Source organism: Acinetobacter sp. Li1LvA2 (assembly GCF_056156705.1).
Genome location: NZ_JBSICF010000008.1, coordinates 69458 through 93417 on the forward strand (window position 1 = coordinate 69458; position 23960 = coordinate 93417).

A 23960-nucleotide genomic window follows, 5' to 3' on the forward strand; every position below is an offset into this window, starting at 1 on the left:
GAAGGAAACGCGATGAGAATCTCCGATCAAGTGGTCATGAAATTGCAGGCATTAATTGAAGAGCGTCACATGAAAAAAGGTGACCGTTTGCCTGCCGAACGCCAGCTTGCAACAAGCTTAGGAGTTTCTCGTCCCTCTTTGCGTGAAGCGATTCAACAGCTCAATAGTCAAGGTGTACTCAGTAGCCGCCGTGGAGATGGGACTTATATTCAGCAGTTACCTGAACAGTGGCCACAGCAACTGATTGTAAATCCAATTAGTAACCTGATTGAAGAAGATCCGCTGTACCGTTTTGATGTGCAAGAGGCGCGGTTATTACTTGAAGGTGGCACTGCGTGGTATGCCGCATTGCGCTCAACGCCTGAAGATCGCGCCAAAATCCGTCATTATTTTAATGAAATTAGTCGCCACCAAAATGCGGGTGACTCAGCACAGGCTGCGGTTGCAGATGCTGAATTTCACTTAGCGATTGCTGAAGCATCTCACAATGTGGTGCTGATTCAAATGATGCGTAGTCTCTTCGATTTGTTGCAATACAACGTCTTGTTGGGGCGTAAAAAAGTTTATAACGATCCAGTCAATGGTGACTTGCTGAGCGAGCAGCATTTTCAGGTGATGGATGCTATTGATCGTAAAGATCCCGAGGCCGCACGCCAAGCTGTCTGCGGTCATATTGAATTTGTGATTAATCATGTGCGTTCTCTGGATGAAGATGAAGCTCGCCAGAAACGCGCAAACCGTTTAAATAGAGTTGATTCAAAATGATTATTTCTTCTGGCAATGATTATCGTGCTGCGGCACAACGTCGCTTACCTCCATTTTTATTTCACTACATTGATGGTGGAGCGTATTCGGAACATACCTTAAAGCGTAACGTACAAGATTTGTCAGAAATTGCATTGCGTCAACGTGTGCTGAATGACATGTCAGCGTTAAGTTTAGAGACAAAATTGTTTAATGAAACGCTGTCGATGCCAGTTGCGTTGGCACCAGTGGGTTTAACAGGCATGTATGCGCGTCGTGGTGAAGTGCAGGCAGCGATGGCGGCCGACAAAAAGGGCATTCCATTTACGCTTTCAACGGTTTCTGTATGTCCGATTGAAGAAGTTGCACCTGCAATTAATCGCCCGATGTGGTTCCAGCTTTATGTATTACGCGACCGTGGTTTTATGCGTAATGCTTTGGAACGTGCAAAAGCAGCAGGTTGTTCAACACTGGTATTTACCGTAGATATGCCTGTACCGGGTGCACGTTATCGTGATGCACACTCGGGTATGAGTGGGCCAAATGCTGCGATGCGTCGTTATATGCAGTCTATGTTTCATCCACATTGGTCGTGGAATGTCGGCTTAATGGGCCGTCCGCACGACTTGGGCAATATCTCTAAATATTTAGGTAAACCAACTGGTCTTGAAGATTATATTGGCTGGTTAGGCTCGAACTTTGACCCATCGATTTCATGGAAAGACCTGGAGTGGATTCGTGAGTTTTGGGATGGCCCAATGGTGATTAAGGGTATTTTAGACCCTGAAGATGCTAAAGATGCCGTGCGTTTTGGTGCAGATGGCATTGTGGTGTCGAATCACGGTGGTCGTCAGTTAGATGGCGTGATGTCGTCTGCTCGTGCATTGCCTGCAATTGCTGATGCTGTTAAAGGTGATTTAGCGATTTTGGCTGACTCAGGCATTCGTAATGGTTTAGATGTCGTGCGTATGTTGGCACTCGGCGCTGATACGGTTTTACTTGGCCGTGCATTTGTTTATGCCTTGGCAGCAGCAGGTGGGCAAGGTGTGTCGAACTTGCTTGATTTAATTGATAAAGAAATGCGAGTTGCGATGACGCTTACGGGTGCTAAGTCGATTTCGGATATTAATGCGGATTGTTTAGTACAGGCAATGAAGCTCTAAAATTTTCGTATTAACTTTGATGATATTGGCACGACGGCGTCTTATCGGAAAAAGTTCAATGGAAGTAGCTAATTGAAGTTACTTTTTTAAAAAAGTAACCAAAAACCTTTGTTTCGATGATGGTACGTCCTTGCTACCGCATCGAAACGGCGGCATCCCTGCCGCCAACGCGTAGCCAATTGAGTTAAGAAATTAGCTGCTGGTGCTAAGCGTCACTTACAGCCTGCGTGGTATGAGCAAGGATTTGTTTTTGCAATGTAAATTGAAAAATGGATACAGCAAACAGGTTCTGTAAGTGACAGTGCCTTTGGTCTTACGTGGCTTTAGCCGCCACTCAGGGCAAAATCAAAGTAACAGAATGAGCTGTTTACATCGAAGTTTTACCTGTAAGACTCCGTCGTGTTGCTCTAAATTTAAAAAAACTATGTGGTATGGATGACCAAAAGGAAACCATCATGCAAACATTTTCTCCTCAAGCAGTGATCGAACGTTTACAAAACATTGTAGGGCGTTCGCATGTTTTGATCGATGATCAAAGCACGCGTCAGTATCGTCAAGGTCGTCGTTTTGGTGAGGGGAAAGTACTTGCTGTGGTGGTGCCAGGAACACTGCTAGAACAATGGCAAGTTTTGCAGGCTGCAATTGAGGCAGATTGTATTGTTATTATGCAGGCGGCAAATACGGGACTCACTGGTGGTTCAACGCCATATGGCGATGATTATGACCGTCCTGTTTTAGTCATGAGTACGCGTCGTTTAAAGGGCATTCAAGTCATTCATGACGGTAAGCAAGTGATTTGTTTACCCGGCGCGACTTTAGATAATTTAGAACAAATTTTAAAAGGCTATGACCGTGAGCCGCATTCAGTAATTGGTTCATCCTGTATTGGTGCATCGGTACTTGGCGGTGTATGTAATAACTCTGGTGGTGCATTGGTACGCCGTGGTCCTGCATACACTGAACTGGCGTTATATGCTCAGGTGAATGCTGCCGGTCAATTAGAACTGGTGAATCATTTAGGGGTGAATTTAGGCTCGACTCCTGAAGAAATTTTGACTCGTTTAGAGAAACAGAAATATCAAGCCATAGATATTTTAGATGATGGCGAAAAGCAGGCGTCGGATCATCGCTATGCGCACGATGTGACTCAAGTCGATGAAGATACGCCTGCCCGTTATAATGCAGACCCATCACGTCTGTTTGAAGCATCAGGTTCGGCAGGTAAAGTCTGTGTGTTTGCTGTACGCCTTGATACTTATGAAAAAGTAGAAAGTAATGTCTTTTATATTGGTACTAATGATGCCGATGATTTAACCGCGATTCGTCGTTATTTACTGACCTCACTGCCAAGCCTGCCGATTGCGGGTGAATATATTCACCGAGATGCTTACTTGATCGGTGAAAAGTACGGGAAAGACACGTTCTTATTTATTGAAAAGTTCGGTACAGCCAATGTTCCAAAAGCTTTTGCGATGAAAGACAAAGTCGATGGCTTCTTAGAAAGATTTAAAATTAAAGGCTTAACGGATCATATTTTACAGGCGATTACGTTCTTTTTACCGAGTCATTTACCTAAGCGTATGACCGAGTATCGAGATCGTTATGAGCACCATTTAGTGCTACGTGTCGAAAATAATTCGAAAGCACAGACAGAGCAGTTTTTAAAAGAATATTTTGCGGTGCACCAGTCAGGTAGCTATTTCGTATGTAGCGAAGAAGAAGGACGAAAGGCATTCTTACACCGTTTTGCGATTGCAGGGGCGGCAATTCGTTACCGCGATACGCACCGTAGTGAAGTTGAAGATATTGTGGCGCTTGATATTGCGTTACGTCGTAATGACCGCGAGTGGGTAGAGCAACTGCCAGCCGAGATGGAAAACAAAATTCTCCATAAACTCTATTATGGGCATTTCTTTTGTCATGTTTTCCATCAGGACTATATTCTTAAAAAGGGCCATGACCCATTAGAAATGGAACATCAAATGTGGAAGTTGCTAGACACGCGCCGTGCTGAATATCCAGCAGAGCATAATGTTGGGCATCTTTACATTGCCAAACCTGCCTTAGCGAACTTCTATCAAAAACTCGACCCAACCAATAGCTTTAATGTGGGTATTGGACACACCTCAAAACTGAAATATTGGGGCAAAGCTAAATCTTAATCTCGAGAAACAAAAAAAGGCGCCGAAGCGCCTTTTTTAATAAATGTCTTATGCAGCTTCTGTTGATTTAGCAAGCACTTCTGCAACTGCTTTAGCAACAGTGTAAACATTGTTCATGTTTAAACCAGCAACACAAATACGGCCACTACGTACTAAGTAGATTGCATATTCTTCACGCAAGATATCAACTTGCTCAGCAGTTAGTCCTGTGTAGCTGAACATACCTTTTTGGTTTACAAGGTAGCTAAAGTCACGGTCTGGTAGAGCTTTAGTGAGTTCGTCTTTTAAGATGCTACGCATTTTAATAATACGCTCACGCATCTCTTTCACTTCACCTTGCCATTGTTGGTTAAGTTCAGCGTCATTTAACACTTCATCAACTAACCAAGCGCCTGTAGTAGGAGGGCTAGAGTAAATACGGCGTACAGTCGCTTTTAACTGACCGAATGTGCACTGAGCAGCTTCTGCATCGTCACATACGAAAGTTAAGCCGCCAACGCGCTCGCCATATAAAGAAAAGATTTTAGAGAACGAGTTGCTCACAATGAAGTTTAGACCTGCTTGGTCTAAAGCACGAATTGCATACGCATCTTCTTCCATACCGTCACCAAAACCTTGGTAAGCGATGTCTAGGAATGGAATAAGGTTACGGTCTTTTAATACTGCAATCACTTGATCCCATTGCGCTGGGTTTAAGTCAGCGCCAGTTGGGTTGTGGCAGCATGGGTGCAATAACACAATGCTTTGCTCAGGCAAAGTTTTAAGTGTAGAAAGCATACCGTCAAAATCTACACCACGTGTTTCGTTATCGAAATATGGGTAGAAATGAGTTTTGATACCAGCGCCATTGAAAATCGCAACGTGGTTGTCCCAAGTTGGTTGGCTTACCCAAACGTCTGAATTTGGGAAATAAGTTTTTAAGAAATCCGCACCAACTTTCAATGCACCTGAACCACCAAGTGTTTGGATGGTTACAGCACGGCCAGCTTTAACTGCTGGGCTGTTTGCACCAAATAAAAGTGCTTGAATTGCTTCACGGTAAGGTTTGAAGCCTTCCATTGGCAAATAAAGTTTGGTTTTACCGTTTTTAGGCTCGATACGCTTTTGCGCTTCAATAATGGTCTCTAACTGAGGAACAATACTGTCTTCGTTATAATAAAGACCAATACTCAAGTTCACTTTTCCAGAACGAGTATCAGCGTTGAACTGTTCCATTAAAGAGAGAATTGGGTCGCCTGCGTATGGGGGGATATGTTGAAACATCAAAAAAGTCCTTTCATTCAACAATATGCATAGTGCTCGGTTTTTTCTGTCTCGAAAAATACGCCACAACTATGTCGATGTTCAATAATGTATCAATAAAGCTACCGTGAAGCACCTGATAATTTCACTAATATCGATATTTTCTGGATGAAAATGATAAAAAGATTTAAAAGAAATTACGGTAAATAGATAGTAATTTATAACTCATACTTTCATTCAAGCAGATTGTCTACAATCTTGCTGTAATACATTGGTTGTAGACTAAAGTTTGAAACAAAAGATTAGCGGTCGAAAAGCAGCTAAAAAAGTGCCATAAATCTATAGGTAAAATAATATTAAATATCTGTTTTATAAATACTAATTAGCAAGTGGTGTAATGCTGTAAATATAAGGTGAGAGAACAGGTCTAACGATAAAAATTGACCTGATGCGTTCTGTAAAGTGTCAACAATCACCTTGATTTTTTTCATTCATACCGCTATAAAACTCATAATTGATTAAAAATTGTCGACAATATGCAAGATTTGACCTTCGCACCAGAGCCATTACAAAGTCAGGGAAGAACACTGACTGAGAATGTATTTAAACAAATACAGACGGCGATTGTTTTGGGCCAAATTCCGGCGGGTAGCAAAATTTCTGAACCTGAGCTGGCGCGCACTTATGGCATTAGCCGTGGGCCATTGCGTGAAGCAATTCATCGCCTTGAAGGTCAACGTTTGGTTGAGCGTACCGCACATGTGGGTGCGCGCGTGGTTTCACTTTCACTGCAACAGTTTAAAGAGCTTTACCAAATTCGTGCGTCTTTAGAGGGTTTGGCTTGCAAACTTGCTGCACAGCATATTGATAAAAAGCAAATCTTGGCACTACGTGATGTTTTGCGTATGCATGCCGAAGATGAAAACTTTAAAGCAGGTAAAGGATATTACTTGCAAGAAGGGCAGGACGATTTTCACTACTGCATTATCAAAAGTAGTGGCAATAAAACCCTAGAAAAAATGCTATGTGATGAGCTTTATCACCTCATTCGTATGTACCGAATTCAATTTTCAAACACACCCGATCGTCCGAGCAAAGCTTGGGACGAACATATCCGTATTTTAGATGCAATTGCAGAAGGTGATGGTGAACTTGCCGAGCTGCTGATGCATCGACATATCAATGCTTCTTACAAAATTATTGAGCAAACACTGCTACAAGCACAAGGAGAACATAACAATGGCTAAACAATCCGCAGGTCAGCTATTTCGCGATGCAGTAGCCCAAGAAAAGCCATTACAAGTGGTTGGAACCATTAACGCCAATCATGCACTTTTGGCAAAACGTGCAGGTTATAAAGCGATTTACTTATCAGGTGGTGGTGTAGCCGCTGGTTCTTTAGGCTTACCTGATTTGGGAATTAGTAACCTTGATGATGTGTTGACAGACGTACGCCGTATTACCGATGTATGTGATCTTCCATTATTGGTCGATGCGGACACAGGTTTTGGTGCTTCTGCATTTAACATTGCCCGTACTACAAAGGCACTTATCAAGTTTGGTGCGGCGGCAATGCACATTGAAGACCAAGTGGGCGCAAAACGTTGTGGTCACCGTCCAAACAAAGCCATTGTGACTCAAGAAGAAATGGTTGACCGTATTAAAGCTGCGGTCGATGCACGTGGTGATGACAGCTTCGTGATTATGGCGCGTACCGATGCATTGGCCGTAGATGGCTTACAAGCTGCAATTGACCGTGCGGGTGCCTACATTGAAGCGGGTGCAGACATGTTATTCCCTGAAGCAATTACCGAGCTTGATATGTACAAGCAATTTGCTCAGAAGACAGGTGCACCAATTTTGGCAAACATCACAGAGTTTGGTTCTACACCACTGTTTACCACTGAAGAGTTAGCATCTGCTGATGTAAGCCTTGCGCTTTATCCGCTTTCTGCTTTCCGTGCCATGAACAAAGCAGCCGAAACTGTATATGAAACCTTGCGTAAAGAAGGTACGCAAAAGAACGTGGTTGATATTATGCAAACGCGTAAAGAGTTATATGAACGCATTAACTACTATGCGTTTGAAGACTACTTAGACAACGCTTTTGCTAAAAAGAAATAAACCAACCCTCTTTAGAAAGAAGGGGGGAAACGATGGTCTTGGCTATCGTGAGGGCGGCATGGATGCCGCTACGTTGGACTGCGATATAGGGATATATCGTCAGACCAACAAGGATTTTTGCTTACTTTTCATCCGTGAAAAGTAAGGCGAACGGCAGGTTAATCCAAAAAATGGATGAAAACTCGGCAAGACGCTGTCGCGTTTTTACCCAAGTAAAAATTGAACAAACAACAAATTCTGGTTGATATAAAGGATGATTCTATGAGCTCAAATGAAACAACAACAGGCTTCAAACCAAAAAAATCAGTTGCACTTAGCGGACAAGTTGCAGGCAACACAGCACTATGTACCGTAGGACGTAGCGGTAACGACTTGCACTATCGTGGCTATGACATTCTTGACCTTGCAGCAGGTAGCCAGTTTGAAGAAGTTGCTCACTTGCTCGTACATGGCAAACTACCGAACAAAGCTGAACTCAAAGCATATAAAGCAAAATTAAAAGCACTTCGTGGCTTACCAGCAGCACTTAAAACAGCACTTGAGCAATTACCACCGTCTGCACACCCAATGGATGTGATGCGTACAGGTGTTTCAGTTCTTGGTTGCTTAACTCCAGAACATGAGGACCACAACGAAGCGGGCGCAAAAGATATTGCTGATAAATTAATGGCAAGCCTAGGTTCAATGTTGCTTTATTGGTACCACTTCAGCAACAACGGCCGTCGCATTGAAGTTGAAACAGATGACGACTCAATTGCAGCGCATTTCTTACATTTACTTCATGGCGAAAAGCCATCTGAAGAATGGATTCAAGCAATGCATACCTCTCTGATTTTGTACGCTGAGCATGAGTTCAACGCATCTACATTTACTTCACGTGTAGTTGCAGGTACAGGTTCAGACATGTACTCGGCAATTACAGGCGGTATTGGTGCACTTCGTGGACCTAAACACGGTGGTGCAAACGAAGTTGCATTCGTGATTCAACAACGTTACGACAACGCAGACGAAGCTGAAGCAGACATCCGTAGCCGTGTTGAAAATAAAGAAGTCGTGATCGGTTTTGGTCACCCTGTCTATACAGTTTCTGACCCACGTAACGAAGTGATCAAGAAAGTGGCGCACGACTTGGCACAAGCACAAGAGAACACCAAAATGTACCTTATCGCTGAGCGTTTAGAAGCAGTGATGAAAGAAGTGAAAAACATGTTCCCGAACCTCGACTGGTTCAGTGCGGTGAGCTACCACTTAATGGGTGTTCCAACTGCAATGTTCACACCATTGTTCGTGATTGCACGTACAGCAGGCTGGTCAGCACACGTGATTGAACAACGTCAAGACGGCAAAATCATTCGTCCAAGCGCGAACTACACAGGCCCTGAAAACCTCGAATTTAAACCATTGGCGGAGCGTGGTTAATGAATACAAAATACCGTAAACCGCTGGCAGGTACCCAGCTTGAATATTACGACGTGCGTCAAGCCGTTGAAGATATTCAGCCAGGCGCATACGAAAAACTGCCTTACACCTCAAAAGTACTCGCAGAGCAATTGGTACGCCGTGCCGATGCCGAGAACTTAACTGCTTATTTAACGCAGTTGATTGAAAGCCGTCAGGACTTGGACTTTCCTTGGTACCCTGCGCGCGTGGTGTGTCATGACATTTTGGGTCAAACTGCATTGGTTGACCTTGCTGGTTTGCGTGATGCGATTGCTGACAAAGGCGGCGACCCATCTAAAGTCAACCCAGTTGTACCAACACAGCTGATTGTCGACCACTCTTTAGCAGTGGAATACGGTGGTGCTGACCCAGACGCTTTTGCAAAAAACCGTGCTGTTGAAGACCGCCGTAACGAAGACCGTTTCCACTTTATTGAGTGGACCAAAACAGCATTTAAAAATGTCGATGTGATCCCTGCTGGGAACGGCATTATGCACCAGATTAACCTAGAGAAAATGTCTCCGGTGATTCAGGCGCGTGATGGCGTAGCATTCCCAGACACATGTGTCGGTACAGACTCACATACACCACATACAGACGCTTTGGGCGTAATCTCTGTGGGTGTGGGTGGTTTAGAAGCTGAAAACGTAATGTTAGGCCGTGCATCTTGGATGCGTCTGCCAGACATTATTGGCGTTGAGTTTGTAGGTCAGCGTCAGGCAGGTATTACTGCAACAGATATCGTACTAGCTCTAACTGAGTTCTTGCGTAAAGAGCGCGTGGTTGGTGCTTATCTTGAGTTCTTTGGTGAAGGTGCTGACAGCATGTCTGTAGGCGACCGTGCAACCATTTCGAACATGACACCAGAATATGGCGCTACGGCTGCGATGTTCTACATCGACCAAAACACAATCGACTACTTACGCCTAACAGGCCGTGAAGATGCTCAAGTGGCGTTGGTTGAACAGTACGCAAAAGAAATCGGTCTTTGGGCTTCTGACATGACCAAAGCAGAGTACCCACGCGTACTTCGTTTTGACCTATCAAAAGTAACCCGTAATATTGCTGGCCCATCAAACCCACATGCACGTGTTTCAACTGCGGACTTAAAAGAAAAAGGCATTGCGGGTGTTGTTGAAAACCGTTCTGACGGCTTAATGCCAGATGGCGCAATCATTATTGCTGCAATTACTTCGTGTACTAACACTTCTAATCCACGTAACACTGTGGCGGCAGGTTTGTTGGCACGTAAGGCAAATGAGTTAGGTTTGGTTCGTAAACCTTGGGTGAAATCATCATTTGCACCGGGTTCAAAAGCGGCTGCACTTTACCTTGAAGAAGCGGGTGTTCTAAAAGACTTAGAACAACTTGGTTTTGGTATTGTGGCTTACGCTTGTACGACCTGTAATGGTATGTCAGGCGCGTTAGATCCAGTCATTCAACAAGAAATTATTGACCGTGACTTGTACGCAACAGCTGTACTCTCTGGTAACCGTAACTTCGATGGTCGTATCCATCCATATGCAAAACAAGCGTTCTTGGCATCTCCACCGCTTGTTGTGGCGTATGCAATTGCAGGTACGATCCGTTTTGACATCGAAAAAGATGCGTTAGGTCATGACAAAGAAGGTAACCCGATTTACCTGAAAGACATTTGGCCATCTGACGCTGAAATTGATGCGTTAGTTAAAGAAGCTGTGAAGCCTGAACAGTTCCGTAAAGTCTACATTCCAATGTTTGACTTAGGCGTAACCGTAGAGGCCGAAAGTCCGCTTTATGACTGGCGTCCACAAAGTACTTACATCCGTCGTCCACCATATTGGGAAGGGGCGTTGGCTGCACCACGTACTTTAGCGAACATGCGTCCTCTTGCAATTTTGGGTGACAATATCACCACTGACCACTTGTCGCCTTCAAATGCGATTTTGATGGACTCGGCTGCGGGTGAATATCTTCACAAAATGGGCGTACCAGAAGAAGACTTCAACTCATACGCAACGCACCGTGGTGACCATTTGACGGCACAACGTGCAACATTTGCTAACCCGAAACTCTATAACGAAATGGTGGTACGCTCAGACGGTACGATCAAGCAAGGTTCAAAAGCGCGTGTAGAGCCAGAAGGCGAAGTCATGCGTATGTGGGAAGCGATTGAAACCTACATGAACCGTAAACAGCCGTTAATCATTATCGCGGGTGCTGACTACGGTCAGGGTTCAAGCCGTGACTGGGCTGCGAAAGGTGTACGCCTTGCAGGTGTTGAAGCGATTGTGGCAGAAGGTTTTGAACGTATTCATCGTACCAACTTGGTGGGTATGGGCGTGTTACCGCTTGAGTTTAAACCGGGTGTAAACCGCAAGACTTTAAAACTAGATGGTACAGAGCTTTATAGCGTGATTGGTAATATCGCGCCGCGTTCGACTTTAACTTTAGTGATTGAACGTGCTACAGCGGATGGTAAAGAAGAGATTCTTGAAGTGCCTGTGACTTGTCGTTTAGATACAGAAGAAGAAGTTTCTGTATATGAAGCGGGCGGTGTATTACAGCGTTTTGCGCAAGACTTTTTAGAAGGCCAAGTGGCTTAATATTGAGTTAAAAATAATTGATACGGTTTTAAAAACCCCGCTTTAGAGTGGGGTTTTTATTTATTTACGCATCGCTAATAAATTATAAGAAACGAATGGATATATTATGTTTTTTAAAATTATTTTGTTTTTGTCATCAAATTCTCTTTAACTTACATTAAGATACGCGGCTCTTACACTTAAATATAAATCACAATAGATTTCTTGGAAAATATCAATGCGTAACTTATTAATTATTTCAATTTGCTCTCTTATATTAACTGCTTGTGGAACGATGCCTTATGTAAGTACAGAGTACCCTTTACGTGCAGGTTTAATTCAACCTGTGAAAGTCATTGGTAAGGCAGATGTGACCAATGCCCAAACTTCAGATGAACGAGTGATTGTATATTCTTATATGGGCACAAAACTGGACTCTAGCATCAAGGCAATTACAGAAACGATGGTACAACAGACTCAAAAGGAACTATTGAAAAATGGTCAACCTGTTGATGGTAATGGATCGAAATCGATTGCGATTAAAGTAAATTCATTACGTAGTACCTACACGAACCTGCTTTTCTGGCGCAGTAAAATTAAATTCGAAGTGACTTTAGGAAATGGACAAACTATTCCATTTACGGTTCCTCATACGAGTGGTGTGTTAGTACAAGATTTAAATGGATGTATTGCAGAAGGGGTAATGACTTTACTCAATGATGCACGTGTAAGAAGCTACTTAGCAGAAAAATAAGAATATAAAAAAAGCCCGACATCCTGTCGGGCTTTTTCGTATTTGGTTGCTAGATATGACTCCTGTCGTATCTCACGCTCCTAGTGCATGAACCTATTATTGTTGTTTTGTGTTCCGGAACATCCTGTTCCTGTATGAACTCATGATAGGAAAAAAGCAGGAAGTCGCCAATCCGCAAAATCCCTAAAAGCTTGTAGGTTAAAGCGTACAAAGTGAGATTGAGGAAGATTTTTTAGAAGACTAAGTGGTTTGATATTTAGTCTATATCTAATTGAAATTTATTATAAAATAAACTATTTTGACGGTGGGGTTACGTGCGTTATGTAAAGAAAATTGATGGTCTGCTAAAGAGTTGTATTTAAAATAGGTTTTTATTAAAAATGTCCATATAAAAAGGATGGAAAATTGGAAACAATAAATAAATTAGATAATCAATCTGAGAAGAAGGTACCAGTTAAAGCGCATATATTAAGTGCTTGGCCACTCCTACTTATGTTGGTTGGTGGTGCTATTGGCGGAGTTCTTGGTGCAAGTGCTTATAGTATAAATATTAAGATTTATAAATCAAATTTATCAAATGTCGCTAAAATACTACTCAATTTGCTGACTGGTTTAACAGCCGTTATTCTCATGATTATTTCGGTATATTTGATTCGAATATTTTTTCTTTAAAGTAGTTTGTTGTATAAAAAAAGCCCGACATCCTGTCGGGCTTTTTCGTATTTGGTTGCTAGATATGACTCCTGTCGTATCTCACGCTCCTGGTGTATGAACCTATTATTGTTGTTTTGTGTTCTGGAACATCCTGTTCCTGTATGAACTCATCATAGGAAAAAAGCGGGAAGTCGCCAATCCGCAAAATCCCTAAAAGTTTGTAAGATAAATCGTACAAATAACATTTTTTGCATTTATGCCATCATCATCGGGCGAAATGGACAATTGACAATCATTCTAACTGGGTTATATTCCTGTTTAATATCTATACGATTATAGGAATGCAATCATGGTAACAGCTGGCGAAAAACCCGGAACAGGCTTCTATTTCTGCGCTCAATGTGGCCAGAGAGTGTTTTTAGAAATTAATACAGATCGTTTACCACCATGCACTAAATGCTATTGCACTGAGTTTAAACGTTAAGAATAAAATAATATTTGCGTTCGCATTTAACAAAAAGCCCTGTCACCCGATGGGGCTTTTTGTTAATTTAAAAATAAGACTTACATAACAAGACCCGTGATGGGCATAAAAAGGAAACTGTTATGGAAACTATATTAGGTTTATGTATTGGCGTGGGGCTGAGCGCTGCCTGCGGTTTTCGCGTGTTTGTGCCATTGTTGGTGATGAGCATTGCAACAATGATGGGATGGTTTGAGCCATCAAAAGGTTTTGAGTGGTTGGCTATGCCATCGGTTTGCTTGGCTTTAGCCGTGGCAACCGTCTGTGAAGTTGCAGCTTATTATATTCCATGGGTCGATAATGCTTTAGACACAGTCGCGACTCCTGCGGCCATGATTGCTGGTACGTTAACCACCATGGCTGTGAGTAGTGGTGAAATGTCACAGTTCGCAGGTTGGGCAGCAGCGATTATTGTGGGCGGTGGTACGGCAGGTATGGTGCAAATGAGTACAGTCGCTGCGCGCGGTGTTTCAACTGCAACCACAGGTGGCTTAGGGAATTTTGTTGTTGCTACAGGGGAGTGGATTGGAGCAATCTTACTTTCGGTTTCAGCTTTGTTAGTTCCTGCGCTGGTTGCGATTGTGGTGGTTATTGCTGTTATTTTGGCAATACGTTGGATACAGAAGAAGAAGCAAGAACAGGCACATAGTCCGCTATAGCTTAGCTTCACCATCATTTTTAAATAGCAATAAAAAAAGCCCAACATCCTGTTGGGCTTTTTCGTATTTGGGTACTAGATATGACTCCTGTCGTATCTCACGTCCTGATGCATGAACCTATTATTGTAGTTTTATGTTCTGGAACATCCTGTTCCTGTATGAACTCATCATAGGAAAAAAGCGGGAAGTCGCCAATCCGCAAAATCCCTAAAAGTTTGTAGGTTAAAGCGTACATTCAGAAATAATTTAACTTTTCAAAGTGAATATGAATAATAGCCACCTTGTTACTTTAAGAAAAAAATCAAATGCGTATTAGAAAATCTTCAAGACTATTAGTTCTTAATGAAAATCATCAAATTTTGTTATTTCAGTTTCCTCATACAAATGATGCTTTGGCTGGACAATCACATTGGGCAACTGTAGGTGGCGGGCTTGAAGATGGGGAAACCTTCGAGCAAGCAGCTTGCCGAGAGCTTTATGAAGAGTTAGGTGTAGTACGACAAAATGTAGGTACTCATGTTGCAACACGCAATTTTGAAATGATGTTGCCGAGCGCGGAAGTTGTGATTTCTGAAGAAAGACTCTTTATTGTTTTTATTAAAAATGCAGAAGTGAATACGTCAAACTGGTCAGAACATGAAAAGCTTGTGATTAGTAAAAGCCGTTGGTGGACATTTGGTGAGTTAAGCCAAACAGATGAGATTGTTTATCCAAACAATATCCCTAATATTCTTGCAGATAGTCTGCCTGAAATTTTCGAACTATAAATTTTGTCTCAATATGCAGATATAAAAAAAGCCCGACATCCTGTCGAGCTTTTTCGTATTTGGTTGCTAGATATGACTCCTGTCGTATCTCACGTCCTGATGCATGAACCTATTATTGTTGTTTTGTGTTCCGGAACATCCTGTTCCTGTATGAACTCATGATAGGAAAAAAGCGGGGTGCAGCCAATCCGCAAAATCCCTAAAAGTTTGTAGGCTAAAACGTACAAAACAAAAGTATGGTTATCTTTATATAAAAGGATTTTCAGTTTCCCAAGGCTTGCTGCTAAAAATGATCTGCCCATTTTCAACACAAAGAATCCACGTATAGAAATATTCTTCTCCTAACCCTCGACATTCAAAATTTGCATTTGGAAATAGAGGGGTAATTTTTTCTATGAGTTGTAAGCAATAAACGGGATCGACATTAAGGGATGCCTGACCATCAGAAAAGGCATCTACTAAAGCACCATAAACATCTTCGTGGATTGAATCCTCAGTTAATATTTCTAGAATTTTTTGCTTTTCAGTAGATAAATCAATCGTATCAAAATCTGTATAACGAACTTGTAGTTCTGTATAAAAACTCATTTTTATTAGCTCTATGATATTAATGTTAAAAAATACTACTTATTAAACATGATCTTATCGTTAAAAATGAGTTGAGTATAGAAATATCTAAACTATAAGAGTTCAAATTTCTTAAAAATATTCTTCTTTAGGCCTCTGTGCCACAACAGGCTTTAATCTTTTGCGCTGATTTAAAGTAATAAACTATTGCGGCACAGAGATAACGAGCTAAGCCAAACGCTTAACCCAGACTACTTTTGTCACACCGCTGCATGACGCTGAAAAAAGTAGGAGCAAAGTCCTGTGGGAGAACAGGACTTTGCAAACTGAAAAACCATAGCTACCTAGAACGAAACTTAAAGCCATAATAGGTTTATAAATTGTCATATTATTCTCATAATGATTTATATCTATGAGTAGAATAAAATATAATTAGTTTTAAGGTTTAAATAAATTTTTAGATAATAATTAACCCTCCCATAAATACAGGAAAATAAAAATAATTAAATTTTTAAAATAAAAATAATTTATGATTTTAAAAAATCAGGCAATAGAAAACCTAAATTTTAAATAAATAAAATAGTTAAATAAGCGAGGGAATGAGTTTAAAAAATGTCATGGTCAACTCCTTGAAAATGGAGTCCTACCACCAAGAATCACCGTCAATTGATTATGGTGGTAGAACGAAAGGGGGTTGACAGACTGGAGCTCATAGAACCAGCACGCACAGGGCGTCCCCCTCCCGTCCTACCGCAAAGAAAGGGGACGCAAGGGTCTAACGAACTATAGTAGAACTATAATCCGCTATGAGCTTACGGTCTGTCAAAACCGTCTGGCAATGTGGCCAGCAACGAGATAATAATCGGTGATTTTAATTACGTCAATTTAATATTTAAAATATTTTTGATTTAATAATAAAACTAAATGTAGCTTTAAAATAATAGAATTAATTTTTATATTTAATTAGAAAAAATAAATAATAAAATAATTGTGCATGCGGTTTTATTATTAGTAGTAATTCATCATCTTATAAATAAAAATATTATGAGTAACTACCTTTATTCTAAAGTTTTAAGCATTTCTTTCGCATCTAAATCTCCTGTATTGGCAGCTTGTTGGAACCATTTCTTTGCCAATGGTAGGTTTTTTGGCGTGCCTTCACCATTTAAATACATTTGGGCCAAGTTGTACTGGGCATCGCTCTCATTGTGCTCAGCCGCTTTGGTGTACCACTTCAGCGCTTGCTCATCACTTTGGGTGACGCCGTGACCTTTTTTATATAGCTGAGCTAAATTATATTCTGCGGGTGGATAGCCTTGCTCGGCAGCACGACTGAACCACTCAAATGCCTTTCCATAATCTTGCGCAGTTCCTTCACCTCTGTCGTATAACACCCCTAAGTTATATTGTGCTTTAGCATGACCCTTGGCCGCAGCCTTAGTAAAATAGTCAAAAGCGCGTTTGGCATCTTTTTCGACGCCCGTACCTGTGTAATACATCATTCCTAAACTATATTTTGCCCCCATACTTCCATTTTGGTCAGCCGCAGTTAGCCATTTAAACGCTTGCTCATAGTTTTTAACAACGCCTTGTTCGCCACTTAAAAGCATCATTCCCAAATGATATTGAGCAACAGCTTGTCCTTGCTCTGCACGATATTGAATATCGGCGACACTCGGTTCCGCAAATGCTAAAGAATGAAGTGAGAAAATCACAGTAAATATATAAAAAGCAGACTTTTTTATTTTCATATCTCATCCTGAATTTTATTAATTTGGAGATTTATTTTTCTTGATATATATTTGATTATATAGGAAAAAATCTAACTATATCTCAGTGGATTATAGGACTTTAAAATGATCCGATTTTACTTTTTAAATATCCATTTAATAACAAATTAACGTAAAACAGCATATTTAGACTAGTTACATTTTGAAAATGAGTATAGATAGACAGATTAGTCTTTTTTTAATTAAAATGCGGCCTAAATATAAGTTTGATTGATAATAAAAATGCAGATGAGTGTGTCGAGTATATTGGAGCGTTTAGGCCTTGTTTCACAAAATCGTGCCGTTCATATCCAATTCTCAAATCAGTCTTTAAATCAGCAAGTCTTCTTACAACGCATTGAAGGCGAGCATACGCTCAACCAAGGCAGCGTTGCTGAGTTACTGTGTCTCTCGACAAACGCGCATATTGCATTAAAACAATTTATTGGTTGTCAGGTGGCTGTCGATCAGGTCACGGACACAGGTCAGTTTTTTAGAACTACGGGCATTATTACCGAAGCGAGCCAAGGGCAAAGCGACGGCTCACTCACCATTTATAACTTAACCTTAAAAGATCCAACTGCACTCTGGCATAAACGCCGTAATAGCCGCGTGTTTATGAATAAAAGCGTACGCGATATTAGCGAAATTCTGTTTAAAGAATGGCAGGGGAAAAGCCCGTTATTTGCCTCAAGTTTAACGCTCGACACGGCAGGGTTAACGAAAGACTACGATGTGCGTCCATTTGTGATGCAGTCAAACGAAAGCGATTATGACTTTTTAACGCGTTTATGGCGTAGCGAAGGCATTAACTGGTTAGTCGATGAATCTCAGCTTTTTGTCGCTGACCCGAATGCTTCTATTCAGCCACAAGTACTCCGCTTAATTGATGATAACCAAAATTATCAAGCCCTTGAGCGCCGTAGCCTACGTTACCAACGCAGCAGCGCCACAGAACAGTTCGATACCATTACCCAAGTCAAGGCAGAGCGCCGCTTACAACCAACTTCTGTTCATGTGCAACGCTGGCAAGCTGATGCCCTACAACAAGAAGAAGGCAGCGGTAGCGTACAAGGCACGCAGAAACACAGCGAACACTATGACAATGCCAGTCTAAACCTTGAAGATGCATGGCATGTTAGCCCCGCTTGGATGCAAGACTTAAAGGGTGAAGATCAAGCAACAGCTTCTGGTAATAGTCAGATTGAACAGCTGAACCAGCACATCAATGCTTACCATCACTTGAGTTCTAAACAGTTTACGGTTTCAGGTAATGTCCGTGATGCACAAGTCGGTTACTGGTTTGAGCTGAATGACCATCCAGAACTCGATCAACATGACAGCGCTGACAAAGAATTTTTAATCTTAAGCAAACACTACTATAACCAGAATAATTTACCAAAAGAATTACAACAGCAACTTGAGCGTCTGTTGCCAAAAGACAAGCTCAAAGCAGCTCAACTCGATAGCCAGAATCCTGAGCAGCGCCACTTTGCTGAGCTCAATGTGGTTCGACGCAACATTAAAACTGTCCCAGAGTATAGCCCGCTAGAACACCGACCAGCCGCTTACCCGCAGCGTGCTAGAGTGGTGGGACTGGAACGTGAAAGTATTCATGTCGACCAGTGGGGACGCATTAAAGTCCGTTTCCTGTTTACCCGAACTGATGACCATAGCCATGACGGCGGGGCAGGCAGTAATGACAATGACACTGACTCGGCTTGGGTGGATGTACTCACCCCGTGGGCAGGCGCAGGTTATGGCGCACGTTTCTTACCACGTGTCGGCGAGATCGTGGTGATTGACTTTTTTGATGGCAACATTGACCGTCCGTTTGTGGTGGGACGCATTCATGAAGCCGAACGCCACCCAACGCAGTTCGACCAGAAAGGCCAACTACCTGACACCAAAAAACTCAGCGGTATCCGCTCCGAAGAAGTCGATGGTAAAGGCTTTAACCAACTCCGTTTTGATGACACCACAGGACAAATCAGTGCCCAACTACAAAGTAGCCATGCAGCAAGCCAGCTCAACTTGGGTAACTTAAGTCATCCAAAAGATAAGGCAGAGAGCGAAGGCCGAGGTGAAGGTTTCGAACTCAGAACAGACCAATGGGGCGCGGTAAGAGCGGGTAGTGGTTTACTCGTTAGTACCCATAAACAGGACCAAGCTCAAGGTGTACACCTTGATGCAAATGAGGCCAAACAACAAATCGACGGTGGCCTTAACAATGCCAAGGCACTCAGTGAAGTAGCCAAAAACCAGCAAACTGACCCTTTAGAAAATTTAGAAAACCTAAAGTCGTTTATTGAAAAACTTGAGCAGCAAGACAACGCAAAAGCCAAAACGTTTAAAGAAGCAATTATGTTGTTGGCGAGCCCAAATAGCATCGCGCTAAGCAGTAACGAAGACATTCACTTAAGCGCAGATGGCCAGATAAACCAAACTGCTGGAGACAGCGTTAATCTGTCTACCCAAAAGAACTTGATTGCACATGCCCAAAATAAAATTAGCCTTTTTGCAGCGCAAGAAGGGGCAAGACTCTATGCAGGCAAAGGTAAAGTCGAGATACAAGCACAAGGCGACGGAGCAGATTTAATTGCCCGTAAAGCTGTTCAGATTATTTCAGCAGAAGACAAAATTGAGGCGACAGCAGCCAAAGAAATTGTACTCACCGCAGGCGGCTCTCAAGTCAAAATTACTGGTTCAGGTATTTTTATGACCACGGGTGGCAAGTTTGAGGTGAAGGCTGGGCAGCATTTGTTTATGGGGGGAGCTGAAGTAGGCATGAACCTCCAAGGCTTACCTGCTTATGAAACCTATAATGAGAGGTTCAAGATGTTCTTGCCTTCAGGTGAGCCACTTTCATTTGTTGATTACAAGATATCTTCTGAAGGTAAAGAAATTTTTGCTAATTCAGATAAGAAAGGACAAACCAAAGAAATACATAGCCCTAAAGAACAGGGGCTTAAGCTCGATTTGTTATGGTTGGATCTAGAAACAGTAGATGAAGCCGAAGTTTGGGTAGATCCAGCGCAAGGAAGTAAAAATGTCTAACAGTTTAGATTGGAACAGTAAAACAAATATAAGTGAACATAGTTGTAAGGATGCTCACTGTGATTGTTTGACATTTTGGGAAATATATCAGCAAGAAGCGATCAAGAGATTATCTAACTTACAAAAAGCGAATAACTATAAACTTGAGCCAGGATATGAGGCAAGAGCAAGAAGAATTGCCTCCGTATATGCCAAAATATTTTTAGAAATGGAGCTAGGTGGAAATGACAATCTTTTAGGACGATATTATTGGATGGGCTTAGGAGCTTTTGCTTCAAAAACCGTTGCAACTATATTCAAGCATTGGGGGAGTCTGCTTGGCTATAATGTCGGAGTACAAGAGGCTATAAATCTTTTTGCTCGTGGCAATTTGTGGTTGTTTATGGATATTGCTCCTTGGCATTTAGCTTGGAGTGCATCTTCAGAGTCTTTTAAGAGTTGTAAAGATACGCGAGATACTAGTACATTCAAATTTGTTAAGCCTGCATTAATGAATTTGCCATGGTCATCGTGTTTACCTAGTATTAAAAATTTAAAAGTTACTTCAGAGATTAATCAAGCCTTTGCTCTGTTACCTACAATTGAACAAATTTTTGCTAAAGAGAGAATTGAGCAAAATAAATATAAAAAAGCAAGTAAACACTTATTTAATCATTTGATGTTTATTGCTGTTCAGGAACAACATAATATTCTACAAGTCGTTGTTTGGGAAAATACATCAGTTAAATTTGGTGCTTGGATGCAACGTTGGTTTATAGGTATGCCTGATGCAACGCTTGTTCTATCAAGCGATTATAGTGTAGACGCTGTAAAAAAGAATTGGTTCGGTAATTATAACGGTAGTAAAGCTGATCAATTAGTAGAGTTAAAAGAGGATGTTTACCTTGCTCCTCTCGATGGTACGATTGCCGAAAATTATGATAGTCGTATGAAATGGATTGGATCGGCAGCAAAGAAGTATCACCGTTTAATGCTTGATGAAAAAGGTCGGCCATTTTTACAACAAGAGTTGAAAACCATTTCTACATGGGGAAAAAGTAAAGCCGATTTTAAAATACATTCAAGTAGTAATGAAGGGAAGGTGTGATGCTAGACAAGGCTGGGTACTTATTATGAAAAACTATTCTTTATTTATCTGCATTATTACATGCATCTTTTTAACTTCTTGTAAGCCCGCAAATAATACTACCCAAGGAAATAAGTCGATGAACCAAAATCAAGATGTAATAGCCCTTCATTTTGGTGAACAAGGCATTCAGGATTTTGCTAAAAATAGTAATACCCCAGTTGATCGCCAACCTGCGGGAATGAATTTCTTATCATTAGATTGGACTCCACCAAAACTTGGTCGAGTAAGTGTGATTACTGAAAAGAGTAATTTAGAAATTGAAAATGTGATCAGTGTTCTAGGTACACAAGTAGCTCGACGAAGCAATGACGGTATTCAAATCATGGATATCGATGCAAGTTTACATCCAAATGAATATACCACTAGCCAAGAAGCTTATACTGCTTATACCAAATTAGTACGTCAAATTAATGATAAACAATGGAAGCAATATTTCTTACCTTTTAGTGCTCGAATTGATAAGCAAGATAATTTTAAGCATATGAGTGAAACAATGGGAGAGGTTATTGACCCTACTTATGTTTTAAGTTTTAAAGAGTGGCAGGATGTTCTGTTAAAAACCTCGGGGGGGATTATATTTAATTTATATAATGGAGATGTAGAGTTAGGTATTAGCCTTCAACGGACCTATCAGGATGATAAAAAGGAGCAATATATAGTTAGATATAGCTTTGAGAATTTTAAATATGCAGGCCGAAATGCTATTTCTGGTTCAGACAAGATGAATTCAGAACAGTTAAAGCAAGCATTTGAAACTGAAGTTGCCAATAATAAGAAAGCCCGTAAAACTGAAGAAAATAATATGAAAAAAGAGGGCTACCATATAGATGGGAGCTATATAGACCCAGATATTTGGCCTTATGTGCAATAAGCTGTAAGAAGCGTAATTAATTACGCTTCTTCTGCCATAAGAAAATTATTTAAGCAGCTTGAATTGCTTCTCCACAAAGAGAGACAGTTTCTTGTTTATGCTGGTGTAAGTACCAGAACTGCTCCGCAATGGTTTCTGGATGTACTGTGTAGGTCTTATCTTGTGAGCCTGCTGTTCCATCTACGAAGCCATTCACAATCACTTGGCTTACGTAAACATTTGAGTCAGCTAGACTATGAGCAAGCAAGTTAGTGGTTTTATATTGAGCGGCAGCGGCAATTGCTAAAGGTGAATATTCTTTGGCAACCAAATCTATTCCGACTGCATCGAATGCGAAAATTCCATTGGTCGATAAAATACTACCGCTATTCTTTTCTAAATCACGTAGACAAGCTTGTACCGTAGCAATATAGCTTGAAACGCGAATATGAAAGCTTTTGGTAAGCTCTAGTGGAGGAGTTTCTAATATGTTGCCTTCAATATCATGGAAAGCATTCCAATGAATATTTTTAATCTCTCCGCATTGATCTTTAATACGTTTAATAAGATTTGGTATATTTTCAAGAACTGCTAAATCACATGTAAAAGCGTAAGCCTCAATACCTTGTGTTTTAAGTTCTAAAATGGCTTTTCCGAGTTTTTCAGCATTACGTGCCACTAAACCGATTTTATAGCCTTCTTTACCAAACTTATGTGCTACGGCTTTGGAAATACCTGTTCCATAACCAAAAATTATAATATTGTTGTTCATTATAAAGTTCCAAAAAACCAATCATTTGGTTAGGAATAGTTTATAATATGTTTTTATAATGTATTCAAGTGAAAACATTAAATCTAAAAATAATGCAGAAATAACAAGACAAAAAAATGAAAAACACTAATTAAGTCAGTCAGTTTTAAATAGTCTGGATAATATAGCTTTTATTAAAAATTTCACCTTCATGAAAAGCCTAGAGTAGTGATTTTCGAATTACAGAAATGTTTGCTGATGAAATAATTTTTTAATTTGACTTCTCTATCGGTCTGTCATAAATTAATTGGAATGATCGTTCCTGTTAGCATCTATTTATGCGTACAAAAGAATTTGAAACTGATGAAATTGCTGATGCAGCCATGCATGTTTTTTGGCGTCGTGGATATGCTGCTACTTCTGTTCAAGATTTAGTAGATGGCACTGGCTTATCCAGAAGCAGTCTTTATAGTACGTTTCAGAGTAAACAGGGACTTTATCAACAAGCATTACGTCGCTATGAACTTTTAACCACTCTTAATAATGTAAAGTTATTGTCTGGTTTGGATTCTCCAAAAGCACTCATTCGACAATTACTTCTCAATATTGTTGAAGATGAGCTGAGTGATCCAGAGCACAAAGGTTGCTTGGTCGCAAATGCATGTTTAGAGCTAGCAGGCCATGATGAAGAGATCGCCGAATTTGTTGTGAGTAATCTGCAAAAAATACAGCATGCTTTAGAGAATTTATTAATTAAAGCTCAACAATCTGATGAAATTGCTTCTACCCAAAACCCGCGCGCGTTGGCGAGTTTCTTTGTAAATACTATCCAAGGATTACGTGTTTTGGGGAAAGGCAGCCCGCTTGAACAAAGAAAGCAATCTTTAATGGACGTCATTGAGGTTGCTTTAAGCATTTTATAAAACTCATTTAAACCTTAACTATTGTTGAGCTGAATAGTTAAGGTTTTTATTTGATTTTAATTGGAATGATCATTCCAAAATAATGATTTTTAGTTTATACGGAGAACAAATGTCTTCC

General features: G+C 40.9%; 19 protein-coding genes and 2 pseudogenes. 16 read left to right on the top strand and 5 right to left on the bottom strand.

Annotated features, from left to right (window positions below; genetic code table 11):
* Positions 1 to 12: 12 nt before the first annotated feature.
* The 3 genes from lldR (at position 13) to dld (ending at position 4069) form a co-directional block, all read left to right on the top strand.
* Positions 13 to 765, top strand: coding sequence for a transcriptional regulator LldR (lldR, locus tag ACS604_RS15420; RefSeq protein WP_005309013.1), 753 nt, complete (start codon positions 13 to 15; stop codon positions 763 to 765).
* Entirely contained in the window at positions 762 to 1907 is a 1146-nt protein-coding gene (gene lldD, locus ACS604_RS15425) for an FMN-dependent L-lactate dehydrogenase LldD (protein WP_092710004.1), read from the top strand. Before lldR ends, lldD begins: the two co-directional genes overlap by 4 nt.
* A gap of 455 nt (positions 1908 to 2362) precedes the next feature.
* Positions 2363 to 4069 carry a D-lactate dehydrogenase gene (gene dld, locus ACS604_RS15430; protein WP_474772170.1) on the top strand — a complete coding sequence of 569 codons (1707 nt, stop codon included), beginning with the start codon at positions 2363 to 2365 and terminating at the stop codon, positions 4067 to 4069.
* A gap of 48 nt (positions 4070 to 4117) precedes the next feature.
* Here the strand turns inward: dld and ACS604_RS15435 are convergent, their stop codons facing one another.
* Entirely contained in the window at positions 4118 to 5332 is a 1215-nt protein-coding gene (locus ACS604_RS15435; protein ID WP_013199242.1) for an amino acid aminotransferase, read from the bottom strand.
* 515 nt (positions 5333 to 5847) lie between these two features.
* On the opposite strand from ACS604_RS15435, the gene ACS604_RS15440 reads away from it, so the two are divergent.
* From ACS604_RS15440 to ACS604_RS15480, 9 genes and pseudogenes are all read left to right on the top strand, one after another.
* Positions 5848 to 6558 carry a GntR family transcriptional regulator gene (locus ACS604_RS15440; RefSeq protein ID WP_001153627.1) on the top strand — a complete coding sequence of 237 codons (711 nt, stop codon included), beginning with the start codon at positions 5848 to 5850 and terminating at the stop codon, positions 6556 to 6558.
* Complete coding sequence (prpB, locus tag ACS604_RS15445) at positions 6551 to 7435, top strand: methylisocitrate lyase (protein ID WP_004706036.1); 885 nt, start codon at positions 6551 to 6553, stop codon at positions 7433 to 7435. The genes ACS604_RS15440 and prpB overlap by 8 nt, the downstream gene beginning before the upstream one ends.
* 261 nt (positions 7436 to 7696) lie before the next feature.
* Complete coding sequence (prpC, locus tag ACS604_RS15450; protein ID WP_474772171.1) at positions 7697 to 8854, top strand: bifunctional 2-methylcitrate synthase/citrate synthase; 1158 nt, start codon at positions 7697 to 7699, stop codon at positions 8852 to 8854.
* Entirely contained in the window at positions 8854 to 11460 is a 2607-nt protein-coding gene (acnD, locus tag ACS604_RS15455; RefSeq protein WP_474772172.1) for a Fe/S-dependent 2-methylisocitrate dehydratase AcnD, read from the top strand. The genes prpC and acnD overlap by 1 nt, the downstream gene beginning before the upstream one ends.
* 217 nt (positions 11461 to 11677) lie before the next feature.
* Positions 11678 to 12193, top strand: coding sequence for a hypothetical protein (locus ACS604_RS15460; RefSeq protein ID WP_347926877.1), 516 nt, complete (start codon positions 11678 to 11680; stop codon positions 12191 to 12193).
* 405 nt (positions 12194 to 12598) lie between these two features.
* On the top strand, positions 12599 to 12865 hold the full coding sequence (locus tag ACS604_RS15465; RefSeq protein WP_474772173.1) for a hypothetical protein: 267 nt from the start codon (positions 12599 to 12601) through the stop codon (positions 12863 to 12865).
* A 331-nt stretch (positions 12866 to 13196) separates the two neighbouring features.
* Positions 13197 to 13331, top strand: coding sequence for a zinc ribbon-containing protein (locus tag ACS604_RS15470; RefSeq protein ID WP_004640417.1), 135 nt, complete (start codon positions 13197 to 13199; stop codon positions 13329 to 13331).
* Positions 13332 to 13453: 122 nt separating this feature from the next.
* The gene (locus ACS604_RS15475) at positions 13454 to 14029 is read left to right on the top strand and encodes a DUF4126 domain-containing protein (RefSeq protein ID WP_151964454.1); all 576 of its coding nucleotides are present in this window, start codon (positions 13454 to 13456) and stop codon (positions 14027 to 14029) included.
* A 265-nt stretch (positions 14030 to 14294) separates the two neighbouring features.
* A pseudogene (locus ACS604_RS15480) lies at positions 14295 to 14796 on the top strand (NUDIX hydrolase).
* 246 nt (positions 14797 to 15042) lie between these two features.
* Here ACS604_RS15480 and ACS604_RS15485 read toward each other — a convergent pair.
* The 3 genes and pseudogenes from ACS604_RS15485 to ACS604_RS15495 form a co-directional block, all read right to left on the bottom strand.
* Complete coding sequence (locus tag ACS604_RS15485; protein WP_312822088.1) at positions 15043 to 15384, bottom strand: hypothetical protein; 342 nt, start codon at positions 15382 to 15384, stop codon at positions 15043 to 15045.
* 220 nt (positions 15385 to 15604) lie between these two features.
* A pseudogene (locus ACS604_RS15490) lies at positions 15605 to 15691 on the bottom strand (hypothetical protein); the annotation flags it as partial.
* Between the two features lie 730 nt (positions 15692 to 16421).
* Complete coding sequence (locus tag ACS604_RS15495; protein ID WP_474772174.1) at positions 16422 to 17114, bottom strand: tetratricopeptide repeat protein; 693 nt, start codon at positions 17112 to 17114, stop codon at positions 16422 to 16424.
* Between the two features lie 261 nt (positions 17115 to 17375).
* Between ACS604_RS15495 and ACS604_RS15500 the strand changes: the two genes are divergently transcribed.
* The 3 genes from ACS604_RS15500 to ACS604_RS15510 are packed head-to-tail and all read left to right on the top strand — an operon-like array spanning position 17376 to position 22189.
* Positions 17376 to 20189: a type VI secretion system Vgr family protein gene (locus ACS604_RS15500; protein ID WP_474772176.1), complete on the top strand. Its 2814-nt coding sequence runs from the start codon at positions 17376 to 17378 to the stop codon at positions 20187 to 20189.
* Positions 20182 to 21276 carry a DUF2515 family protein gene (locus ACS604_RS15505; protein WP_474772178.1) on the top strand — a complete coding sequence of 365 codons (1095 nt, stop codon included), beginning with the start codon at positions 20182 to 20184 and terminating at the stop codon, positions 21274 to 21276. The genes ACS604_RS15500 and ACS604_RS15505 overlap by 8 nt, the downstream gene beginning before the upstream one ends.
* Positions 21277 to 21301: 25 nt before the next feature.
* Positions 21302 to 22189, top strand: coding sequence for a hypothetical protein (locus tag ACS604_RS15510; protein ID WP_474772179.1), 888 nt, complete (start codon positions 21302 to 21304; stop codon positions 22187 to 22189).
* Positions 22190 to 22238: 49 nt separating this feature from the next.
* Here the strand turns inward: ACS604_RS15510 and ACS604_RS15515 are convergent, their stop codons facing one another.
* Positions 22239 to 22940, bottom strand: a complete 702-nt coding sequence (locus ACS604_RS15515) for an SDR family NAD(P)-dependent oxidoreductase (protein ID WP_474772181.1) — start codon at positions 22938 to 22940, stop codon at positions 22239 to 22241.
* A gap of 317 nt (positions 22941 to 23257) precedes the next feature.
* Here ACS604_RS15515 and ACS604_RS15520 point away from each other — a divergent pair, with 317 nt between their 5' ends.
* Positions 23258 to 23842, top strand: a complete 585-nt coding sequence (locus ACS604_RS15520) for a TetR/AcrR family transcriptional regulator (RefSeq protein ID WP_474772182.1) — start codon at positions 23258 to 23260, stop codon at positions 23840 to 23842.
* The last annotated feature ends 118 nt before the right edge of the window (positions 23843 to 23960 follow it).